Raw genomic sequence first — 20,127 nt, forward strand, 5'->3', positions numbered from 1 at the left:
AAAGAGTGATATCCGCGACGCACGTCAGAAGCGTGCAGAAACGCGACATTTTTAGTTGATCTCAGGCCCCTCACGCCCTAAAGTTCGCGCCGAACGTCCATGCTGGAAACGATCCATCCGGCTCAAGTACTGACGACGAGACAGCAAGGCCAAGGGCAACGACCCATGGCCTTTTTGCTTTCGGCGACATGCCTTGGGAAGTAGGCGAACCAAAGTGGGGATACGGAGGACGTTCATATGCACCCATTGTTTTTACCCGTTTGCCCATAGGAGCTCCCAAGTATGTCGATCCAGGTCGAAGACTATTTCGCGCGCGAAACCTTTCAGAAAATGAAGGCGTTCGCCGACAAGCAGGAAACCCCGTTCGTGGTGATCGACACCGCGATGATCGCCCAGGCCTACGATGACCTGCGCGCCGGTTTCGAATTCGCCAAGGTCTACTACGCGGTCAAGGCCAACCCGGCCGTCGAGATCATCGACCTGCTCAAAGAGAAAGGCTCGAGCTTCGACATCGCCTCGATCTATGAGCTGGACAAAGTGCTGAGCCGTGGCGTCAGCCCGGACCAGATCAGCTACGGCAACACCATCAAGAAATCCAAGGACATCCGCTACTTCTATGAGAAGGGCGTGCGCCTGTTCGCCACCGACTCCGAAGCCGACCTGCGCAACATCGCCAAGGCTGCGCCGGGCGCCAAAGTCTACGTGCGCATCCTGACCGAAGGCTCGACCACGGCCGACTGGCCACTGTCGCGCAAATTCGGCTGCCAGACCGACATGGCCATGGACCTGCTGATCCTCGCCCGCGACCTGGGTCTGGTGCCGTACGGCATCTCGTTCCACGTCGGTTCGCAACAGCGTGACATCAGCGTCTGGGACGCGGCGATCGCCAAGGTCAAAGTGATCTTCGAGCGCCTGAAGGAAGAAGACGGCATCCACCTCAAGCTGATCAACATGGGCGGTGGCTTCCCGGCCAACTACATCACCCGCACCAACAGCCTGGAAACCTACGCCGAAGAAATCATCCGCTTCCTCAAGGAAGACTTCGGTGATGACCTGCCGGAAATCATCCTGGAGCCAGGCCGTTCGCTGATCGCCAACGCCGGTATCCTGGTCAGTGAAGTGGTACTGGTTGCGCGCAAATCCCGTACCGCCGTCGAGCGTTGGGTGTACACCGATGTGGGCAAGTTCTCCGGCCTGATCGAAACCATGGACGAAGCGATCAAGTTCCCGATCTGGACCGAGAAGAAAGGCGAGATGGAAGAAGTCGTCATCGCCGGCCCGACCTGCGACAGCGCCGACATCATGTACGAAAACTACAAGTACGGCCTGCCGCTGAACCTGGCGATCGGTGATCGCCTGTACTGGCTGTCGACCGGTGCGTACACCACCAGTTACAGCGCCGTAGAGTTCAATGGCTTCCCGCCACTGAAGTCGTTCTACGTGTAAGCGTTGCTGCCGTAATGCAAAAAGCCCATGACGTGTCATGGGCTTTTTTGTGGCTGCGATTCAGGTGTTCTGTAACTCGACGCAGCGGTGAGCGTATGCCTGCGCCAGTGCCTGGATTTTAGGATCGGTTGCGCTCGCCAGCGTCTGGCTCGCCACTCTCAGGAAATTCAGATTGCCGCCGGTCAGCGCTTTCTCCAGCCAGACAATCGCGTCGTCGACGCGCCCCTCAGCCGCCAGCACCGCCGCATGACTGAACTGCCCGCGAAAATCCCCGCCCTCGGCCGAACGTCGATACCAGTCACGGGCCGCTACGGGATTCGCCGGGCACACTTGCCCTTCTTCCAGATAACGCCCGAGCAGATTCATCGACTTGGCATGACCGGCTTCGGCCGCGCGTTGATACAGCGTCATGGCCTGAAGATGATCGACCGCTACACCGCGCCCGGTCGCCAGCAGATTGGCGAGGTTGTACATCGCCCAATCCAGCCCGGCATCCGCTGCAACGCGATAATGCCTGGCGGCAACCGCCGCGTCGGCCACACAACCCCATCCATGTTCATGGCAACGGCCGAGCATGTTTCGCGCCATCAGATGACCTTGTCCTGCGGCGATTCCAAACCAGCGCAATGCCAACGGTTGATCCTGAGCGATCCCGTGACCATCGAGCAGAATCTGCCCGAGCAGCGCCTGTGCCTCCAGCACGCCCTCACCCGCCGCCATCAGAATCGCTTGAGCCGCGCGGGCCGGACTTTCTTCAAGCATCGCGGTGAGGCGTTCGCCGTCGAGGACTTCCTCGCGGCGCAAACGAAAATCCGCCACTCAGACCTCGACCCAGCGACGCAACAGGTTGTGATAAGTGCCGGTGAGGCGGATCAACGAAGGGTGATCGGGCATGTCATGGGTGAGTTGCTGGATCGCGCCGTCCATCTCGAACAGCAAGGCGCGCTGGCTGTCTTCGCGCACCAGGCTTTGGGTCCAGAAGAACGAGGCATAACGTGCGCCGCGGGTGACGGCGTTGACCTTGTGCAAGCTGGTGCCGGGGTACAGCACCATGTCGCCGGCGGGCAGTTTTACGCGCTGGGTGCCGTAGGTGTCCTGGATCTCCAGCTCGCCGCCGTCGTAATCCTCGGGCTCACTGAAGAACAGCGTGGCCGACAGATCGGTGCGCACGCGCTCGATGCTGCCCTTGGGCTGACGCACCGCGTTGTCGATGTGAAAATCGAAACTGCCGCCCGCCGTGTAGCAATTGAGTAACGGCGGAAATACTTTGTGCGGCAATGCGGCCGACATGAACAGCGGATTTTTCCACAGGCGTTCAAGCATCGCGGCGCCGATTTCCTTGGCCAGTGGGTGACCTTCCGGCAGTTGCAAATTGTGCTTGGCCTTCGCCGATTGATAGCCGGCGGTGATCTTGCCATCGGCCCAGTCGGCCTGTTCCAGAGCCTCGCGGATGCGCCGCACTTCGTCTTTCTCGAACAGAGCGGGGATGTGCAGCAGCATGTCGAAGTCACCTGATGGCAAAGAGGCGGCAATGGTATTGATTCTTATTGGCTGTGTAAAACCCGCTAGACGAATGAATCGGCAAAAACCGTAAGGTTAAATTGTAAAGAATGTAAATTCGTCGCGAATAACAATGTTTCGCAATTGATACGAATACCTGTTTACCCTATATTCCGCCGCCTCAAATCCTTGGGGAGGGGAATAAAAATGTCACGTCAACACGCACAATTACCCGTCAGCTCACCACGTCTGCTCGCCTCTGCCATCGGCGTTGCACTGACCGCCGGCTCCGCAGGCCACATGGTGTTCGCGGCCGAAAAGACCGACAGCAAAGCCTCCGGCAATGCCATTGCCCTGGACGCCACCGCCATCACCGGCGAAGCCCAGGACTCGACGTCCTACCAGGTCGAGAAAGCCTCCTCGCCCAAGTACACCGCGCCGCTGGTCGACACGCCGCGCTCGGTCACCGTGATTCCGCAACAAGTCCTGAAAGACACCGGCGCCCTGAACATGCAGGATGCGCTGCGCACCGTACCGGGCATCACCTTCGGTGCCGGTGAAGGTGGCAACCCGCAGGGCGACCGTCCGTTCATCCGTGGTTTCGATGCCCAGGGCGACACTTACCTCGACGGCGTGCGCGACACCGGTTCCCAGAGCCGCGAGATCTTCGCCGTGGAAAACATTGAAGTCAGCAAGGGCCCGAACTCCGCTATCGGCGGTCGCGGCGCAGCTGGCGGCAGCATCAACCTGGTGAGCAAGAAAGCCCACCTGGGCAACTCGTTCGACGGTGGTTTCACCTGGGGTTCCGACCAGACCCAGCGCTACACCCTGGACGGCAACTACCAGTTCAGCGATACCGCTGCCGGCCGTCTGAACCTGATGAGCCACGAGAGCAACGTCGCCGGTCGCGACAGCGTCGACTACGACCGTTGGGGCATCGCGCCGTCCCTGGCCTTCGGCCTGGGCACCGACACACGCGTCAACCTCGACTACTACCATCTCGAAAGCAACGACACGCCGGATTCGGGCATCCCGTACACCATTCCGAAGGCCGGTTCGGCGGCACGCACCAAGTCCAACCCGGACAAGCCGTACTCCGGTGGCGATCACAGCAACTTCTACGGTCTGGACGGTCGCGACTTCCGCAAGGGTCGTACCGACACCGCGACCTTCGCCATCGAGCATGACCTGAGCGACTCGCTGACCATCAAGAACACCCTGCGTCACGGCACCAGCATGCAGGACTACATCCTGACCCAGCCGGACGACAGCAAGGGCAACGTCAACAACGGCAGCGTCTGGCGTCGTGCGAACACTCGCGTGAGCAACACCGAGACCACCACCAACCAGACTGACCTGTTCGGCAACTTCTACGTTGCGGGCTTCAAGAACAGCTTCTCCACCGGTGTCGAATACACCCGTGAGGAAAGCCGCAAATCCTCGTACAACGTCAACACCGACACCACGCCGCGCACCAGCGCCGCGACCACCAACTGCACCCCGTCGATGATCGGCGCGTCGAGCGGCTACAACTGCACCTCGCTGTCGAACCCGAACCCGAACGATCCGTGGAACGGCGCAATCTCGCGCAACTACGCCGGCACCGACACCCAGTCCGATACCTACGCGCTGTATGTGTTCGACACTCTGGAACTGTCCTCGCAATGGCTGGTGAACATGGGCCTGCGTTACGACCACTTCGAAACCGGCTACCACACCTACACCAACGCGGGCACCACCACCGCCAAAGGTGCTGACACCAGCGAGTTCGTCACCGGTCAGTTCGGCATCGTCTACAAACCGGCAGAGAACGGCAGCATCTATGCGTCCTACGCCACCTCCGCCACGCCACCAGGCAACACCCTCGGCGAAGGCATGGACGGCAACCCGCTGAGCGGCACCACCGATCGCAACGGCAACCTGCTCAAGAGCGACATGGAGCCGGAAACCACCAAGAATTACGAAATCGGCACCAAGTGGGATCTGTTGAACGATCGCCTGTCGCTGACCGCCGACATCTTCCGCACCGAGAAAGAAAACGCTCGTGTCCAGGTTGATACCACCTCGTACGAAAACGCCGGCAAGACTCGTGTACAAGGTATCGAGTTGTCTGCCAGCGGCAAGATCACCGACAAGTGGCAAGTGTTCGCCGGTTACGCCTACATGGACAGCGAACAGGTTGATGGCGGCCCGCTGAACCGTGCCACCGACGGAAACGAACTGCCTAACACGCCGAAAAACAGCGCCAGCCTGTGGACCACTTACCAGGTCACGCCGAAGCTGACCATCGGTGGCGGTGCGTTCTACGTGGATGACGTGTTCGGCAGCGTGGCCAACACCACCATGGTCGATTCCTACGTTCGCTACGACGCGATGGCCGCGTACAAGCTGACCAAAAACGTCGACCTGCAACTGAACGTGCAGAACCTGACCAACGAAACCTACTACGACAAAGCCTTCTCGACTCACTTCGCCAACCAGGCGGCGGGCCGTACGGCATTGCTGAGCACCAACTTCCACTTCTGATCGAAGAGGGAAGTACCGAGCCCCGTTCATTCACTTGAACGGGGCTTTTGTGCGTAATAAAGAACGTTTCTCGATAACCCACGGCATAATGCACGCCGTGAACATCACTTTCGAACGGACAAGGCTAGCGACGTGTTGAAGAAAACCCTGTTCCAGTTGCACTGGTTTTTTGGCATCACTGCCGGGCTGGTGCTGGCCCTGATGGGCATCACCGGCGCTGCCTATTCGTTTCAGGACGAGATCCTGAAAGCCCTCAACCCCTCCGTGTTGCAGGTGGAGAAACAGGTCGCCGGCGTCCTGCCACCCGCCGAGCTGGTGGCGCAGATCGAAGCCGCCTCGGGCAAGAAAGTCTCGATGCTCTCGGTCGAGACCGAGAGCGGCACCGCCGGGCGCGTCTGGTTCACTCCGCCGAAAGGCGAGCGCCGTGGCGAGATGCGTTACTTCGACCCCTACACCGCCGAGTTCAAGGGCGAGGCCACCGGCCAGGACTTCTTCGGCCTGATGCTGCAGCTGCACCGGTTCCTGGCCATGGGCGATACCGGCCGCAACATCACCGGCGCCTGCACCCTGATGCTGCTGTTTTTCTGCCTGTCCGGCCTCTATCTGCGCTGGCCGCGCCAATGGAACAGCTGGCGCGTGTGGCTGACCCTGGACTGGAAGAAAAAGGGCCGCAGCTTCAACTGGGACCTGCATTCGGTGTTCGGCACCTGGTGCATGCTGGTTTACCTGCTGCTGGCGCTGACCGGACTGTCCTGGTCCTACGAGTGGTACAACAAAGGCCTGACGAAACTGCTGTCGGACGCGCCGCAAAACGAGCGCGTGCGCGGCGGCCGTGGCCCGGCTCCCGAAGGTCCGGCGCCGACTGCCGATTACGCAGCCATGTGGATCAGCATCTACAGCGCCGCCGGTCCAGGCCTCGCCTCCTACAACATCCGCATGCCGCCAGTGGCCGGCCAACCGGCGACCGTGTTCTACCTGCTCGACAACTCGCCCCACGAGCGTGCGCTGAACCAGATCACCCTCGACCCGGCCACCGGCGTCGTCAAACGGGTCGACCGCTACGCCGACAAGAGCTTCAAGGCGCAATTGCTGACCAGCATTTATGCGCTGCATGTCGGAAGCTATTTCGGTCTGGTCGGGCGGATCATCGTGACGGTCGCGGCGGTGCTGATGCCGCTGTTCTTCATCACTGGCTGGCTGTTGTACCTGGATCGCCGACGCAAGAAAAAGCAGATCAAGGATGCCCGTCAGGGTCTCGAACAACCGGCCGGCGATGGCCCGGCGTGGCTGATCGGTTTCGCCAGCCAGAGCGGTTTTGCCGAACAACTTGCTTGGCAGACGGCAGGCCAGTTGCAGGCCGCCGGTTTGCCGGTGAAAGTGCAGCCGTTGGCGAATGTCAGCGAACAGGATCTGCAGGAATCAAACAACGCGCTGTTCGTGGTCAGTACCTTCGGCGACGGCGAGGCGCCGGACAGCGCTCGCGGTTTCGAGCGCAAAGTCCTGAACCGTGCCTCGGCTCTCGACAACCTCAACTACTCGGTGCTCGGTCTCGGCGACCGTCAGTATCAGCACTTCTGCGGCTTCGCCCGACGCCTGCATCAATGGCTGGGCGAACACGGCGGCAAGACCCTGTTCGCCCCGGTGGAAGTCGATAGCGGCGACCCTTACGCGCTGCGGCACTGGCAGACCCAGCTCGGTCTGATCACCGGCCAGGTGCCGGTCGATACCTGGCAGGCACCGAGCTACGGCAACTGGACGCTGGTCCGCCGCGAGTTGATGAACCCTGACAGCAGCGGCTCGCCAGTGTTTCTGCTGGGACTTTCCGCACCGGATACCAGCAGCTGGCTGGCCGGCGACCTGGTGGAAGTGCTGCCGCGCAACTGCCCGTGGGCCATCGAACACTTCCTCGACGGCCTCGGCATTCGCGGCGAAACCAGCGTGAAGGTCAACGGCCTGGAAGAATCGCTGGAAGTGGCCCTCGCCACCCGCCAGTTGCCCGAGCACCGCGCCCATCTGGTCGGCCTGCACGCTCAGGCGCTGGTGGATGCGATGGTGCCGCTGGCGATGCGCGAATACTCGATCGCCTCGATTGCCGCCGACGGCGTACTGGAACTGATCGTGCGTCAGGAACAGCACAGCGACGGCACCCTCGGCATCGGCTCCGGATGGCTGACCGAGCACGCGCCGGTGGGCGGCAGCATCAGCCTGCGGGTTCGGCGTAACAGCGGGTTCCACCTGCCGAACCAGCCTGTGCCGATGATCCTGTTGGGTAACGGCACCGGCCTTGCCGGTTTGCGCAGTCTGCTCAAGGCGCGGATTGCCGACGGGCAGCAGCGCCAATGGCTGTTGTTCGGCGAGCGCAATCGGGAACACGATTTCCTCTGCCGCGCAGAACTCGAAGAGTGGTTGATCAATGGTGATCTGGCGCGTCTGGACCTGGCGTTCTCCCGGGATCAGGCCGAGAAGATCTACGTCCAGGACCGCTTGCGCGAATCGGCTGGGGAACTGAAGAAGTGGCTGGCGGACGGTGCCGTAATCTACATCTGCGGCAGCCTGCAAGGCATGGCGTCAGGCGTCGACCTGGCGCTGCATGACATCCTCGGCGCCGAAGAAGTCGAACGCCTGATCGAACAGGGTCGCTACCGCCGCGACGTTTACTGACCATAAATAACAACTGTGGGAGCAAGTTCGCTCCCACAGTTTGTTTGCGCTGAACTCAGGTCGGCTGTAACTTCTGCTCGAATACCGCCACCCCGTTCAGATCCCGCAACACCACGCTCATCTCCCCGCTCTGCCCCTCGATATTCACCTCGCCAAAAAACTGGAATCCGGCAAACGGCGAGGCGTTTTGCGTCGGCGGCGCTTTCTGGAACACCACTTCCGGGCCAAAAGTCTTGTCCAGCGGATTGGGTCCGAAGCTCCCGGCATTCAACGGTCCTGCGACAAACTCCCAGAACGGTTCGAAATCCTGGAACGCCGCGCGTTCCGGGTGATAGTGATGCGCCGCGCAGTAATGCACGTCCGCTGTCAGGAACACGAAATTGCGCACCTGATGTTTACGTAGAAACCCGAGCAATTCCGCGACTTCCAGCTCACGGCCCTGAGCCGGGCCGGGGTCTCCGTTGGCCACGGCCTCCCAACGCGGCACGCCGGGGCTGACTTCACCGTCCGGCACGCCAAGACCGATCGGCATGTCGGCCGCGATGACTTTCCACTGGGCTTTCGAGGCCTTCAATCCGCGCTTGAGCCAGTTCAGTTGCTCACGCCCGAGGAACGGTTTTTCCGCCCCGAGATTGTCGTCGTTGGCGCCGCGATAGCTGCGCATGTCGAGCACGAACACATCGAGCATCGGCCCATAGCTCAACTTGCGATAAATCCGCCCGCCACCGTCCGCTGCCTGACGGCGCATCGGCGAATATTCGAGCCAGGCCTGACGCGCGCGCCCGACCAGGGTGTGGATATCTTTTTCCTGATAGCGCTCGTCGAGCTGCTTGCCCGGCGACCAGTTGTTGACCACTTCATGGTCGTCCCATTGCCATATCTGCGGCACTTCGGCGTTGAAGCGGCGGATGTTTTCATCCATCAGGTTGTAGCGATAGTTGCCGCGATAATCGTCGAGGGTCTGGGCGACCTTGCTCTTGGCTTCCGTGGTGAGGTTGCGCCACACGCGGCCACCCTCGGTGGTCAGTTGCGCCGGCACCGGGCCGTCGGCGTAGATGGTGTCGCCGCTGTGGATAAAAAAGTCCGGCAGACGCAAACGCATGGATTCGTAGATGCGCATGCCGCCGATGTCCGGGTTGATGCCGAAGCCTTGACCGACCGTGTCGCCGCTCCAGACGAATCGGATATTGCGCCGTGCGGTCGGTGCGCTGCGCAGGTGGCCGAGCCACGGTTCACTGGCGACGCCGGTCTGGGCGTCCTTGAAATACACGCGATAGAAAATCGCCTGATCGGCGGGCAATCCGGTGAGCTCGACGCGGGCGGTGAAATCGCTGCGCGCGTCGGCCAACGCGGAGATGACACGCCGAGGATGGCGGAACTGACTGCGGGTGTCCCACTCCACCACCATCCGCGCCGGGCGGTCGCTGCGGCTCCAGATCATTGCCCGGTCGCCCTGCAGGTCGCCGGACTGCACGCCGTCGGTGAGTTGCGGTCGATCCTTGACCGAGGCGATCACGGCCGGCGCCAGCCCCGGCATCAGCAAACCGGCGCCGACCACTTGCATCACGCGCCGGCGACCGAGGTTGAAATCGCTCATGCTGTTCTCCCTGAAAAAAGGAAAACTTAACCATCACCAGATGAAGCGGGTATGACACCTCAGGCGTTGGCCGGCTCCAGCGCCAGCTCGACCGCTTCCGGCCGCTTGACCAGCGCATACACCACCGCCGTCAGCAGACTGCCCGCGACAATGGCCAGCAGGTACAGCAGCGCATGGTTGATCGCATTCGGAATCGCCAGCACAAACAGGCCACCGTGGGGCGCCATCAGCTTGCAGCCGAAGTACATCGACAGCGCACCGGTCAGCGCACCGCCGGCAATGCTCGCCGGGATCACCCGCAACGGGTCTTTCGCGGCAAACGGAATCGCCCCTTCGGAAATGAAGCACAAGCCCAGCACCAGCGCCGCCTTGCCCGCCTCGCGTTCGGTCTGGGCGAACTTGCGTCGAGCGATGAACGTAGCGATGCCCAGACCAATCGGCGGCACCATGCCGGCGGCCATGGTCGCGGCCATCGGTGCGTAACTCTGCGAAGCCAGCAGCCCCACCGAGAACGCATACGCAGCCTTGTTGATCGGCCCGCCGAGGTCGACGCACATCATGCCGCCCAGCAACACACCCAGCAGGATCGCGTTGGTGGTGCCCATGCTGTCGAGGAAGTGCGTGAGCGCCGCGAGCATCCCGGCCACCGGTTTGCCGACCACGTAAATCATCACCAGCCCGGTGATCAGGCTGGCGAACAGCGGGATGATCAGAATCGGCTTCAGCGCTTCCAGACTTTGCGGCAATGCCACATAACGACTGATCAGCTTCGCCGCATAACCGGCAATGAAACCGGCGACGATCCCGCCGATGAACCCGGCGCCCAACGTACTCGCCAGCAAACCACCGATCATCCCCGGCGCCAGGCCCGGACGGTCGGCAATCGAGTAGGCGATGTAACCGGCCAGCAACGGCACCATCAATTTGAACGCGGTTTCGCCACCGATCTGCATCAGCGCCGCCGCCAGCGTGCCCTCTTCCTTGAACGCGGTGATGCCGAACACGAACGACAACGCAATCATCAAACCGCCCGCCACCACCATCGGCAGCATGAACGACACACCGGTCAGCAGGTGTTTGTAGACGCCGGTTTTCTCTTGTTTGGCCGGGGCCTTGCCGTCGCTTGCAGCGCTTTCCTGCTTGCCTTCGGCCAGGGCTTTTTTCAGCGTGGCTTCGGATTGCTTCAACGCGATCCCGGTGCCGCAGCGGTAGATTTTCTTGCCGGCGAATCGCTCGGTGGCGACTTCGATATCGGCTGCCAGCAGCACCACGTCGGCCTCGGCAATCGCTGTTGCGCTCAGGGGATTTTTCGCTCCCACCGATCCCTGGGTTTCCACTTGAAACTCATAGCCCAGACGCTTGGCGGTTTGCTGCAACGCTTCGGCGGCCATGAAGGTGTGGGCCACGCCGGTCGGGCATGCAGTGACGGCGACGATGCGTGGCACGCGTTGCTCGACCGCAGCCGGGGCGACTTCGCCGGCGACATGGATTTCGGCTTCTTCGGCACCGCGACGCAGCGCCGCTTCGACATCCTGCAGCGCTTGCGCCGGCGCGATCCGGAATACGCGCTTGCCGATGAAACGCGTCATGTCGATGTCGCCGGTGGCCACCAGCAACACCCACTCCGCCGCCTCGATGGTGGCCGCCGACAACGCGCGTTCAGGATGCGCCGCATCCACCACTTCGACGCTGGTGCTCCAGCCCTGACGCTGGGCCGCGGCATCCAACAGCCGGGCACACAGCACACTGGTGACCATGCCGTTCGGGCAGGCCGTGACGATGGCTAACTTCATGACAAACCCTCTTATTGTTCTGTCAGGGGACGCACGCGCACGCCCTGTTCGAGCTGCGTCAGTTGCGCAGCATCGTGAATACCGAAACCGATCTGGGTCACCGCCTGCGCCGCAATCGCCGTGGCCGTGCGCAGGGTCTGTTCCGGCGTATCGGCGCTGAGCAGACCGTGGAGCATGCCGGCCAGCAACGAATCGCCGGCACCGACCGTGCTGGCGACGCTGACCTTCGGCGGCGTGGCATGCAACGCCGAGCCGACGCTGAACCAGTTCACACCGTCGGCACCGTGGGAAATCACCACGTGCTCGATGCCTTGGGCGTGCAAGCGACTGGCCGCTTCTGCCTCTGCAACGTGGGACAGCACTTCACACCCCAGCGCGTCGGCCAGCTCTTCGGTGTTCGGTTTGATCAGCCACGGCCCAGCCTTGAGTGCCGTGCGCAGCGCTTCACCGCTGGTATCCAGCGCCACTTTCAGGCCCAGCCCCTTCAGGCGCTCGATCAATTCGCGCAACCACTTCGCACTGACCCCGCGCGGCAGACTGCCGGCCACCACCACCGCGTCATGCCCCGGCGCAATCTGCACCAGTCGATCCAGCAACGCCTGTTGCGCCACTGCGCCCACTACCGGCCCCGGACCGTTGATGTCGGTGATTCGTCCTTCCTGTTCCGCCACTTTGATATTGCTGCGGGTCTCGCCCGGAACGCGGATGAAGGCGTCGACGAAGCCGCGTTTGGCGAACAGGTTTTCGAACGCCTGCAGATTGTCTTCGCCGAGAAATCCGCTGACGGTCAGTTGATGACCGAGATCGGCGAGCACCTGCGCGACGTTCACGCCTTTACCGGCAGCGTGGGTGTGCATCTCGTCGCTGCGATTGACCTGACCGGGTTCCAGACGCCGCAACTGCACCGTGAGGTCCAGCGCCGGGTTGAGGGTCAGGGTAAGAATCTTGGCCATTACAGGGCCTCCACTAATGCGCGCACTTCGTTGGCGCTGCCCACGGCCAGGGCTTGTTGAGCAAGGGTTTGCGTCTGGGTCAGGCTGAGTTCGCGGATGCGCGCCTTGACCTCGGCGATGCTGCGTCCGGAGACGCTCAGTTCATCCACGCCGAGGCCGACCAGCACCGGTACCGCCAGCGGGTCCGCCGCCAGTTCGCCGCACACACCGACCCATTTGCCGTGGGCATGGGCCGCACGCACGGTGATGTCGATCAGTTGCAACACCGCCGGGTGCAGGCCGTCCGCCTGGGCGGACAGGGTCGGATGACCACGGTCGATGGCCAGGGTGTATTGGGTCAGGTCGTTGGTGCCGACGCTGAAGAAGTCGACCTCTTTGGCCAGCACCGGCGCCAGCAAGGCAGCGGATGGCACTTCGATCATGATCCCCAGTTGCAGGTCGGCGACCGGGATTTCCAGACGCAGGCGCTCGGTCATGTTCCGGGCCTGACGCCACTCGTCGACGCTGCCGACCATCGGGAACATGATCCGCAGCGGACGGTTGTCCGCCGAGCGCAGCAAGGCGCGCAACTGCGCTTCCATGATCTGCGGACGCTGCAGGGTCAGGCGAATCCCGCGCACACCGAGGAAGGGGTTTTCTTCTTTGGCGATCGGCCAATACGGCAGCGGTTTGTCACCGCCGACGTCGAGGGTACGCACCACCAGCGGCCGGCCGGCGAGGCCATCGAGGACGCGGCGGTATTCGGCTTCCTGAGTCGCCTCGTCCGGCGCCTGCGGGTGAGCCATGAAAATCAGTTCGGTGCGCAGCAGACCGATGCCTTCGGCGCCCTGCTCCACCGCGCTGATCACACCGGCGCTTTCGCCGATGTTGGCGAACACCTCCACGGCGTGGCCGTCGGTGGTGTGCGCCGGTTGGTGACGTTGTTCGGCGGCGGCTTTCAGGCGTTGTTCGCGTGTGTCGCGTTCTTCGGCGGCGCGTTGCAGGGTCGCGGCATCCGCATCGACATGCAGGCGACCGCGCTGGCCGTCGAGCAGCAACGGCGTGCCCGGTTTCAGCAGCAACACCGCTGCGCCCGCACCGACCAGTGCCGGAATGCCCAGCGCGCGAGCCACGATGGCGCTGTGAGCGGTGGCGCCACCCCGGGCGGTGAGAATCCCCGCCACCCGCGCCGGATCGAGCCGCGCCACGTCGGACGGACCGACCTCATCCATCACCAGAATGTACGGTTGCTCAGGCTCGGCAGGCGTCTGCACGCCGCACAGTTGCGCCAGCACCCGACGCCCGATGTCGCGCAGATCGGCAGCACGTTCGGCGAGCAAGGCGTCCTGCAGGGATTCCTGCTGCTTCGCGGCGGCCTCGATCACCGCCATCCACGCCGCTTCGGCGCTTTCGCCCTGCTTGAGGCGGGTGTCGACCTCGTCGGTGAGTTCCGGGTCGTCGAGCATTTCCTGATGGGTGATGAAAATCTCGCGGATCGCCTTGGCCTTGCTGCGCTCGATCAGGCCCTGAATGTCTTGGCGCACATCGGCCAGCGCTTGCTTGAGGCGTTCACGTTCGATGGAAGCGGACTCGCCACGCAACGGGTAATCGATGGTTTGCTGGACCTGAATGTGTGCCGGGCCGATGGCAATACCGGGGGCGGCGGGAATCGCTTGCAGCAGGCTGCCGGAGGCCGGGGCGCTCAGGACTTCGGCAATGTCGGCAATGACTTCGCGTTGCTGACTGACTGCCGGCAGCGGTTCGACTTCTTCGCCGAGGCCTTCTTCGATGGCGGCCAGCAAGGCCGGCAAGGCATCGGCAGCGATGCTCGGCTCGGCGATGATTTCCAGCACCTGGCCGCGACGGGCGCCGAGGCTCAGCAGTTTGCTCAGGCTCTTCACCGATACAGCGCTGTCCTGACCGTCGACGATGCGGACACGGATTTCACCGTCAAAACTCTTCGCCAGTTGCGCGAGAATCTTCGCCGGCCGCGCATGCAAGCCATGGGCGTTGGCCAGGGCAATCCGCGCACTCGGCCAGTCGGCCGGCAACTCGCCGCCGAGCACTTCGAGGACTTTGCGACTGCTGGTGGCACGGCCCAGTTCATGGCCGCGACCTTCGATCAGCAGCGCACACAAACGCTCGAGCAACGCCTGATGCGCTTCGCCGAGACTGGCCAGGCAAAACAGACCACTGAGGGGCTGACCGAGGTAACGCATCGGTTTGTCCGGCGTGACGAACGCCAGGCCCGGACGCTTCACGGTCTGTTCGCTATGCAGCCACCACAATCCATCACCCAGCGGCAGCGCTTCGACTTGCTGCAACACCCCGGCAAAACCGTTGCTCACGCAATCAGCCTGACGCAGCAGACGCGCACCGCGCCAGACCAGTTCTTCGAAATCGTCGGCAGATACGCCGAGGCCGATCATCTGCGCATCCAGTGCCAGTTCCTGCGGCGCGCCTTGTAGCAGTTTCAGCAACGCTTCGGGCGAACTGGCGCGGCGCAGGGCCTGGCCCAGATCGGTCTCGCCGAGGGCGCGGGTCAGCAATTGCAGCAGGCGCAGGTGTTCGTCGGATTTGGCCGCGATGCCGATGGCCAGGTAGACGATCTGCCCGTCGCCCCAGTCCACGCCGTCGGGAAACTGCATCAGCCGCACGCCGGTAGCAAATACCTGATCGCGGGTTTCGGGCGTGCCATGGGGGATCGCAATCCCCTGACCGAGAAAGGTCGAGCCCTGGGCTTCCCGCGCCTGCAAACCGGCCAGGTAACCGTCGGCGACCAGACCATCAGCGACCAGATGATTGGCCAGCAATTGCAGGGCGGCGGGTTTATCCACAGCCGATTGGCCCATGGATATCTGCTCTACAGTGAGCTCGAGCATGCGATCTCCTTTTTGACGCGTTGGTGCGCCAGGTATTGTTTTGAATGGTTGCAGCTTAGGCGCTTGTAGGCTTCCCTTTCAGGAGGCAGTTTTGGCGGTTTCACGGCAGAACCGGCCAAAGGCGTCTAAAACGTAGAAAATACGCTTGCTGAAACGTTTAATCTAGATTGATCGGCACGTTACTCGATAATGTCTCATCCTTGAAGTCCAACTTGTCGGATGCGCTGCGACAATGGTCGCCTGCCTGAATCGGGTAGGATTGGCGAAAATGTGGCGGCAAGCTCGAAAAAACAAGGAAATCCCGGGTTGAAACTCAGTGATATCGCGCGGTTGGCCGGAGTGTCCGTGACCACCGCCAGCTACGTCATCAACGGCAAGGCCGAACAGCAACGCATCAGCACCGCGACCGTCGAGCGGGTACGGGCGGTGGTCGATCAGCACGGCTTTACTCCCAATCCACAGGCGGCCGGGCTGCGCAGTCGGCACACCCGGACCCTGGGTTTTATCCTGCCGGATCTGGAAAACCCCAGTTACGCGCGGATCGCCAAGTTGCTGGAACAAGGCGCCCGGGCGCGGGGCTATCAGTTGCTGATCGCCAGCTCCGACGATGCACCTGACAGCGAACGGCAACTGCTGCAACTGTTCCGCGCCCGACGCTGCGATGCGTTGATCGTCGCCAGTTGCCTGCCGGCCGGTGACGACAGCTACCGCCAGTTGCAGGCCAAGGGCTTGCCGGTCATCGCCATCGACCGGGTGATGGACCCCGAGCATTTCTGCTCGGTGGTCAGCGACGACCGCGAGGCCAGCCTGCACCTGACCGAAAGCCTGCTCGACCCGCAGCCGAAACAGATAGTGCTGCTGGGCGCCCGCCCGGAACTGAGCATCAGCCAGGAACGTGCCGCCGGTTTCAAACAGGCCCTCGCCGGCTTCAAGGGCGAAGTGCTGATCGAGCACGCCGAGTCCTTCAGCCGCGAGTGCGGCAAGCAATTGATGGAAGAACTCCTGCAACGCCTCGGGCATTTGCCGGATGCGCTGGTGACCACGTCCTACGTACTGCTGCAGGGCGTGTTCGATGCACTGCATGACTTCCCGCTGAAAAACCGCCCGTTGCGTCTCGGCACGTTTGGCGACACCCAGTTGCTGGACTTCCTGCCGCTGCCGGTCAACGCCATGGCCCAGCAGCACCAGTTGATCGCCGACAAGGCCCTGGCGCTGGCGCTGGCAGCGGTCGAACAATCGGATTACCAGCCTGGCGTGCAGGCCATCGCCCGTACCTTCAAGCAGCGCATTCACCGGGACTGAGCCGTGGAGCTGATCGACAGCCACACCCATCTGGACTTTCCCGACTTCGACGCCGACCGTGCGGCGCTGATGGCCGAAAGCCGTGCCCTCGGGGTGCGGCGGATGGTGGTGCTGGGGGTGTATGAAGGCAACTGGCAGCGAGTGTGGGATCTGGTGCAAAGCGATCCCGACCTTTACGCGGCGTTCGGCCTGCACCCGGTGTATCTCGATCAGCATCGACCGGAAGACTTGCTTGCCCTGGGCGACTGGCTGACACGGCTGCGCGGTCATCGACAACTGTGCGCTGTCGGCGAAATCGGACTGGATTACTTCATTGAAACCCTCGACCGCGAACGCCAGCAGGCACTGTTCGACGCGCAACTGCAACTGGCGGCGGATTTCGAGTTACCGGCGCTGATCCATGTGCGGCGCAGCCACGCGGCGGTGATTGCCACGCTCAAGCGTTTCAGGCTCAAGCGCGCCGGGATTATCCACGCCTTTGCCGGCAGCCGTGAAGAAGCGCGGGAATACATCAAACTCGGTTTCAAACTGGGTCTCGGCGGCGCGCCGACCTGGCCCCAGGCCTTGCGTATGCATCGGGTATTGGCGGATTTACCGCTGGGCTCGGTGGTGCTGGAAACCGACTCACCGGACATGGCGCCCGCCATGTACCCCGGCGTGCGCAACACACCGGCGCATCTGCCGGCGATCTGCAACGCGATTGCGGGATTGATGGGTATCAGTGCAGAACAACTTGCCGAAGCCAGCACCGCCAACTGCTGTGAGGTGTTCGGCTGGTAGTCAGTCGCCGTGAGCCTTCACCGCGTCGAGCGTCAGGGTCATGTGCTGACGATGGTGAACAAAACGCATCAGCGCGAAGTACACGAAAACCACGATCAATGAAGCATTCAACTGCTCCGTCACGTTAAGCAGCCCGATCCACTCCATCACCAGCGCCACCAGCAGCGCGGTGCACACCGTCAACGATGCACTGAAGCGCAACCAGCCCAGCGAATCGAGAGATTTGAAGCGTCTGATCTGTTTCGGGCAGCGCAGCTCCAGGGTTTTCTGGCAGTGAGCGCAGGTGAACGGTTCATTGATCGCGATGGCATTCAGTTGCCAGGGTTTGAGCAGCAGCGTGGTCTGGCAATGGGCACAGCGGCCCTGGACTCCCAGGGTTGCAACAGACATGTGTGGCCTCCTCCAAACGGTCAGTTGATGTGATCTTGATCCATTGAAGACGAAAAATCAGAGCACGGAGGAAATCAGGAAATTGCTTACAAACGTAAGCAAAGAAGTACTACAAATTATTCCGACATGCCTGCCTCCGGAGAGGCAGGCCGCTTAAACCCGGAACGCGCTGATCAACTGCTTCAACTCCACCACCTGCGCCGACAGTGCCCGACTGGCATTTTCGGTCTGACAGGCACCTTCGGCCGTGCGCTCGCCGGCGCGGTTGATTTCAACGATGTTCTGGTCGATGTCATGAGCCACTGCGGTCTGCTGCTCCACGGCAGCGGCGATCTGCTGGTTCTGATCAACGATCATGCCTACCGCACCGAGGATGTTTTCCAGCGCCTGCTGGACCTTTTCCGACTGTCCGACGGTGCCGCTGGCCATCGAATGACTGACGCCCATGGCTTTCACCGCTGCACCGACCCCGCCGTGCAGTTTGGCGATCATCTGCTCGATTTCTTCGGTCGATTGCTGGGTGCGTTTGGCCAGCGTCCGCACTTCGTCCGCCACCACCGCAAAGCCCCGGCCCTGCTCACCGGCCCGCGCCGCCTCGATCGCCGCGTTGAGGGCCAGCAGATTGGTCTGCTCGGCAATGCTCTTGATCACCTCCAGCACGCTGCTGATCGACTGGCTGTCGCTGGCCAACTGATTGATCACCCGCACCGACTGATCGATCTCGCTGGCCAGTGCCGCGATGCTGCCCTGCTGCGACTCCACCAGGCCACGTCCGCTGATGGTTTCGTCGTTGACGCTGTGGGCGCTGCTCACCGCAGCCGCCGCACTGCGCGCGACTTCCTGCGAGGTCGCCGACATCTGGTTCATGGCCGTGGCCACCTGCTCGATCTGGCTACGCTGACCGGCCACGGCCTGGTTGCTTTGCGCCGAGACATCTTCCACTTGCCCGGCCTGACGCTCGACTTCGCCGACCGTATGACCGACCCGCTCGATCAGGTCGTGGATCTTGCGCACCGTGCCATTGAATACCTCGCCCAGTTCGCCCAGTTCATCGCGGCTATGGGCCACGAAGTTGACCGTCATGTCCCCGGCCGCGACTTTGTCCATCATCGCGCCAAGACGTTTTAGCGTATTGCGGGTCGAGGCGTAGAAGCCGCCGTAGAGGTAGAAAATCAGCACGAACACCACAGACAGCGCCACGGCCTGCAACACCATGTGCGTGCGGTTCTGCGTCAGGCGTTGTTGTAATTGGGTATCGAGAAATTTCAGGGTGGCTTCGTTGAGCTGATACGTGCGGTCCATCAGCCCGGTGACCTGATCGTAAAAAGCCTGCCACGGCGCATCGAGGGTCTCGGCAACCACCACTTGCTCTTCGAATATTTCGCTGGCCTGCTTCAGCGTGGCCTTGCTGGCGTCGGCCGCCGCACTCAGCGAATCCCGCGCGGCCTTGCTCGAGCCCAGAGCGTCCTGCAGTTTCAGCCCGTACTCGCCTTGGAGCTTTTCGATCTGCGCCAGCAGTTCATCGAAGCGGGTGCTGGAGGAACTGTTGAGAAACCCCTGCCCCAACGAGAAAGAGCCCATGGCCCGGCCTTCGCCAAGGGTCTGGGTGATGGCTGGCGTGATCGCGGTGACCAGTTCGCTGAGTTGGCGGATATCGCTCTGGGTGTCGCGGCTCAGACCGGCCTGGCTGGCGACGATCTGGCTGAAAATCTGCGCACTGCCCAGCAGTTTGCCGATCAGCGCACTTTTGCTTTGCAGGGAGTTCTCCGCTTGCTGGGCCTTGAACGCGGCAATCATTTCATCGCGCTTGGCATCGAAGACCTTGATCTGTTCCGGGTCCTCGGTCATGGCCGTCAGCCCTTGCAGGCGCGCCAGAACGTTTTGCTCGAGGCTGGTGATTTGCGACTCGACATTGCCGGCCTTGCCCGACTGGCCGAGGGTGACGTTGATCTGCACCAGGTTGTTGAGGGTTTCCAGATCCCGACGCAGGGTCAGGCTGCTGCCCAGCAGGTCGAGGCTTTGCAACTCCACCCGGGTGCCCTGGAATTCGCGATAGGAATCGCGCACCAGATAGAAGTTGGTCACCAGCATCGGTACCAGGAACAGCACGCTGATCAGGCTGAACTTCATGCCGAAGCTCAGGCGGTTCATCAGCGAGACGGCGGGATAGAGCAAGCTCTTCACTGGAAGTCTCCCTTGGTTTTTTTCTTGTTTTTATTGGCAGGCGCGGAGCGACAGCAGATAGCCACTATCGGGCGCTATCTCTGTATAGCTCAAATCGAAGGGAGGTTTTGTAACTTAAGGTTAACGGCAGAGAA

Annotated in this window: 13 protein-coding genes and 1 pseudogene; 5 read left to right on the forward strand and 9 right to left on the reverse strand. The window is 62.1% G+C overall.

Annotated elements, in window-relative coordinates:
* The first annotated feature begins 282 nt into the window (after nt 1–282).
* Nucleotides 283–1,446: a type III PLP-dependent enzyme gene (locus tag M5B44_RS04405; protein ID WP_039769212.1), complete on the forward strand. Its 1,164-nt coding sequence runs from the start codon at nt 283–285 to the stop codon at nt 1,444–1,446.
* A gap of 60 nt (nt 1,447–1,506) precedes the next feature.
* Here M5B44_RS04405 and M5B44_RS04410 read toward each other — a convergent pair whose 3' ends face one another.
* Nucleotides 1,507–2,208, reverse strand: a complete 702-nt coding sequence (locus tag M5B44_RS04410) for a tetratricopeptide repeat protein (RefSeq protein ID WP_248738414.1) — start codon at nt 2,206–2,208, stop codon at nt 1,507–1,509.
* A 57-nt stretch (nt 2,209–2,265) separates the two neighbouring features.
* On the reverse strand, nt 2,266–2,946 hold the full coding sequence (locus tag M5B44_RS04415; RefSeq protein ID WP_248738337.1) for a Fe2+-dependent dioxygenase: 681 nt from the start codon (nt 2,944–2,946) through the stop codon (nt 2,266–2,268).
* Between the two features lie 207 nt (nt 2,947–3,153).
* On the opposite strand from M5B44_RS04415, the gene M5B44_RS04420 reads away from it, so the two are divergent.
* Both M5B44_RS04420 and M5B44_RS04425 read left to right on the forward strand, forming a co-directional pair.
* Complete coding sequence (locus M5B44_RS04420) at nt 3,154–5,472, forward strand: TonB-dependent receptor (RefSeq protein ID WP_248738338.1); 2,319 nt, start codon at nt 3,154–3,156, stop codon at nt 5,470–5,472.
* Between the two features lie 132 nt (nt 5,473–5,604).
* A complete protein-coding gene (locus tag M5B44_RS04425; RefSeq protein ID WP_248738339.1) occupies nt 5,605–8,133 on the forward strand; it encodes a PepSY domain-containing protein in 2,529 nt (842 codons plus the stop codon).
* Nucleotides 8,134–8,188: 55 nt separating this feature from the next.
* Here M5B44_RS04425 and M5B44_RS04430 read toward each other — a convergent pair whose 3' ends face one another.
* Genes M5B44_RS04430 through ptsP form a run of 4 tightly spaced genes read right to left on the reverse strand, consistent with a single transcriptional unit; the run spans nt 8,189 to nt 15,337 of the window.
* Entirely contained in the window at nt 8,189–9,730 is a 1,542-nt protein-coding gene (locus tag M5B44_RS04430; RefSeq protein WP_248738340.1) for an alkaline phosphatase D family protein, read from the reverse strand.
* A 59-nt stretch (nt 9,731–9,789) separates the two neighbouring features.
* The gene (locus tag M5B44_RS04435) at nt 9,790–11,523 is read right to left on the reverse strand and encodes a PTS fructose-like transporter subunit IIB (RefSeq protein WP_248738341.1); all 1,734 of its coding nucleotides are present in this window, start codon (nt 11,521–11,523) and stop codon (nt 9,790–9,792) included.
* Between the two features lie 11 nt (nt 11,524–11,534).
* On the reverse strand, nt 11,535–12,476 hold the full coding sequence (pfkB, locus tag M5B44_RS04440) for a 1-phosphofructokinase (RefSeq protein ID WP_248738342.1): 942 nt from the start codon (nt 12,474–12,476) through the stop codon (nt 11,535–11,537).
* Nucleotides 12,476–15,337, reverse strand: coding sequence for a phosphoenolpyruvate--protein phosphotransferase (ptsP, locus tag M5B44_RS04445; RefSeq protein WP_248738343.1), 2,862 nt, complete (start codon nt 15,335–15,337; stop codon nt 12,476–12,478). The genes pfkB and ptsP overlap by 1 nt, the downstream gene beginning before the upstream one ends.
* Before the next feature lie 306 nt (nt 15,338–15,643).
* On the opposite strand from ptsP, the gene cra reads away from it, so the two are divergent.
* Together cra and M5B44_RS04455 are read left to right on the forward strand one after the other, a co-directional pair.
* Nucleotides 15,644–16,639, forward strand: a complete 996-nt coding sequence (gene cra, locus M5B44_RS04450; RefSeq protein ID WP_248738344.1) for a catabolite repressor/activator — start codon at nt 15,644–15,646, stop codon at nt 16,637–16,639.
* 3 nt (nt 16,640–16,642) lie between these two features.
* Nucleotides 16,643–17,419 carry a TatD family hydrolase gene (locus tag M5B44_RS04455; protein ID WP_248738345.1) on the forward strand — a complete coding sequence of 259 codons (777 nt, stop codon included), beginning with the start codon at nt 16,643–16,645 and terminating at the stop codon, nt 17,417–17,419.
* Here M5B44_RS04455 and M5B44_RS04460 read toward each other — a convergent pair whose 3' ends face one another.
* The 3 genes and pseudogenes from M5B44_RS04460 to M5B44_RS28940 all read right to left on the reverse strand — a co-directional run.
* A complete protein-coding gene (locus tag M5B44_RS04460) occupies nt 17,420–17,809 on the reverse strand; it encodes a hypothetical protein (RefSeq protein WP_248738346.1) in 390 nt (129 codons plus the stop codon).
* Nucleotides 17,810–17,962: 153 nt separating this feature from the next.
* Nucleotides 17,963–18,892, reverse strand: coding sequence for a methyl-accepting chemotaxis protein (locus tag M5B44_RS28935; RefSeq protein WP_412546959.1), 930 nt, complete (start codon nt 18,890–18,892; stop codon nt 17,963–17,965).
* Nucleotides 18,869–19,960, reverse strand: a pseudogene (locus M5B44_RS28940) (methyl-accepting chemotaxis protein); the annotation flags it as partial. The gene M5B44_RS28935 and the pseudogene M5B44_RS28940, both read right to left, overlap by 24 nt.
* Nucleotides 19,961–20,127: the final 167 nt, after the last annotated feature.

The sequence above is a fragment of the Pseudomonas sp. MWU12-2029 genome (genome assembly GCF_023242425.1).
Taxonomy (GTDB): Bacteria; Pseudomonadota; Gammaproteobacteria; order Pseudomonadales; family Pseudomonadaceae; genus Aquipseudomonas; species Aquipseudomonas kribbensis.

Bases quoted from the DNA above. Each gene is read 5' to 3' on its own strand.
- M5B44_RS04405 (WP_039769212.1), top strand. From the start codon at position 283: ATGTCGATCCAGGTCGAAGACTATTTCGCGCGCGAAACCTTTCAGAAA.
- M5B44_RS04410 (WP_248738414.1), bottom strand. From the start codon at position 2,208: ATGCTTGAAGAAAGTCCGGCCCGCGCGGCTCAAGCGATTCTGATGGCG.
- M5B44_RS04415 (WP_248738337.1), bottom strand. From the start codon at position 2,946: ATGCTGCTGCACATCCCCGCTCTGTTCGAGAAAGACGAAGTGCGGCGC.
- M5B44_RS04420 (WP_248738338.1), top strand. From the start codon at position 3,154: ATGTCACGTCAACACGCACAATTACCCGTCAGCTCACCACGTCTGCTC.
- M5B44_RS04430 (WP_248738340.1), bottom strand. From the start codon at position 9,730: ATGAGCGATTTCAACCTCGGTCGCCGGCGCGTGATGCAAGTGGTCGGC.
- M5B44_RS04435 (WP_248738341.1), bottom strand. From the start codon at position 11,523: ATGAAGTTAGCCATCGTCACGGCCTGCCCGAACGGCATGGTCACCAGT.
- pfkB (WP_248738342.1), bottom strand. From the start codon at position 12,476: ATGGCCAAGATTCTTACCCTGACCCTCAACCCGGCGCTGGACCTCACG.
- ptsP (WP_248738343.1), bottom strand. From the start codon at position 15,337: ATGCTCGAGCTCACTGTAGAGCAGATATCCATGGGCCAATCGGCTGTG.
- M5B44_RS04460 (WP_248738346.1), bottom strand. From the start codon at position 17,809: ATGTCTGTTGCAACCCTGGGAGTCCAGGGCCGCTGTGCCCATTGCCAG.
- M5B44_RS28935 (WP_412546959.1), bottom strand. From the start codon at position 18,892: ATGACGGTCAACTTCGTGGCCCATAGCCGCGATGAACTGGGCGAACTG.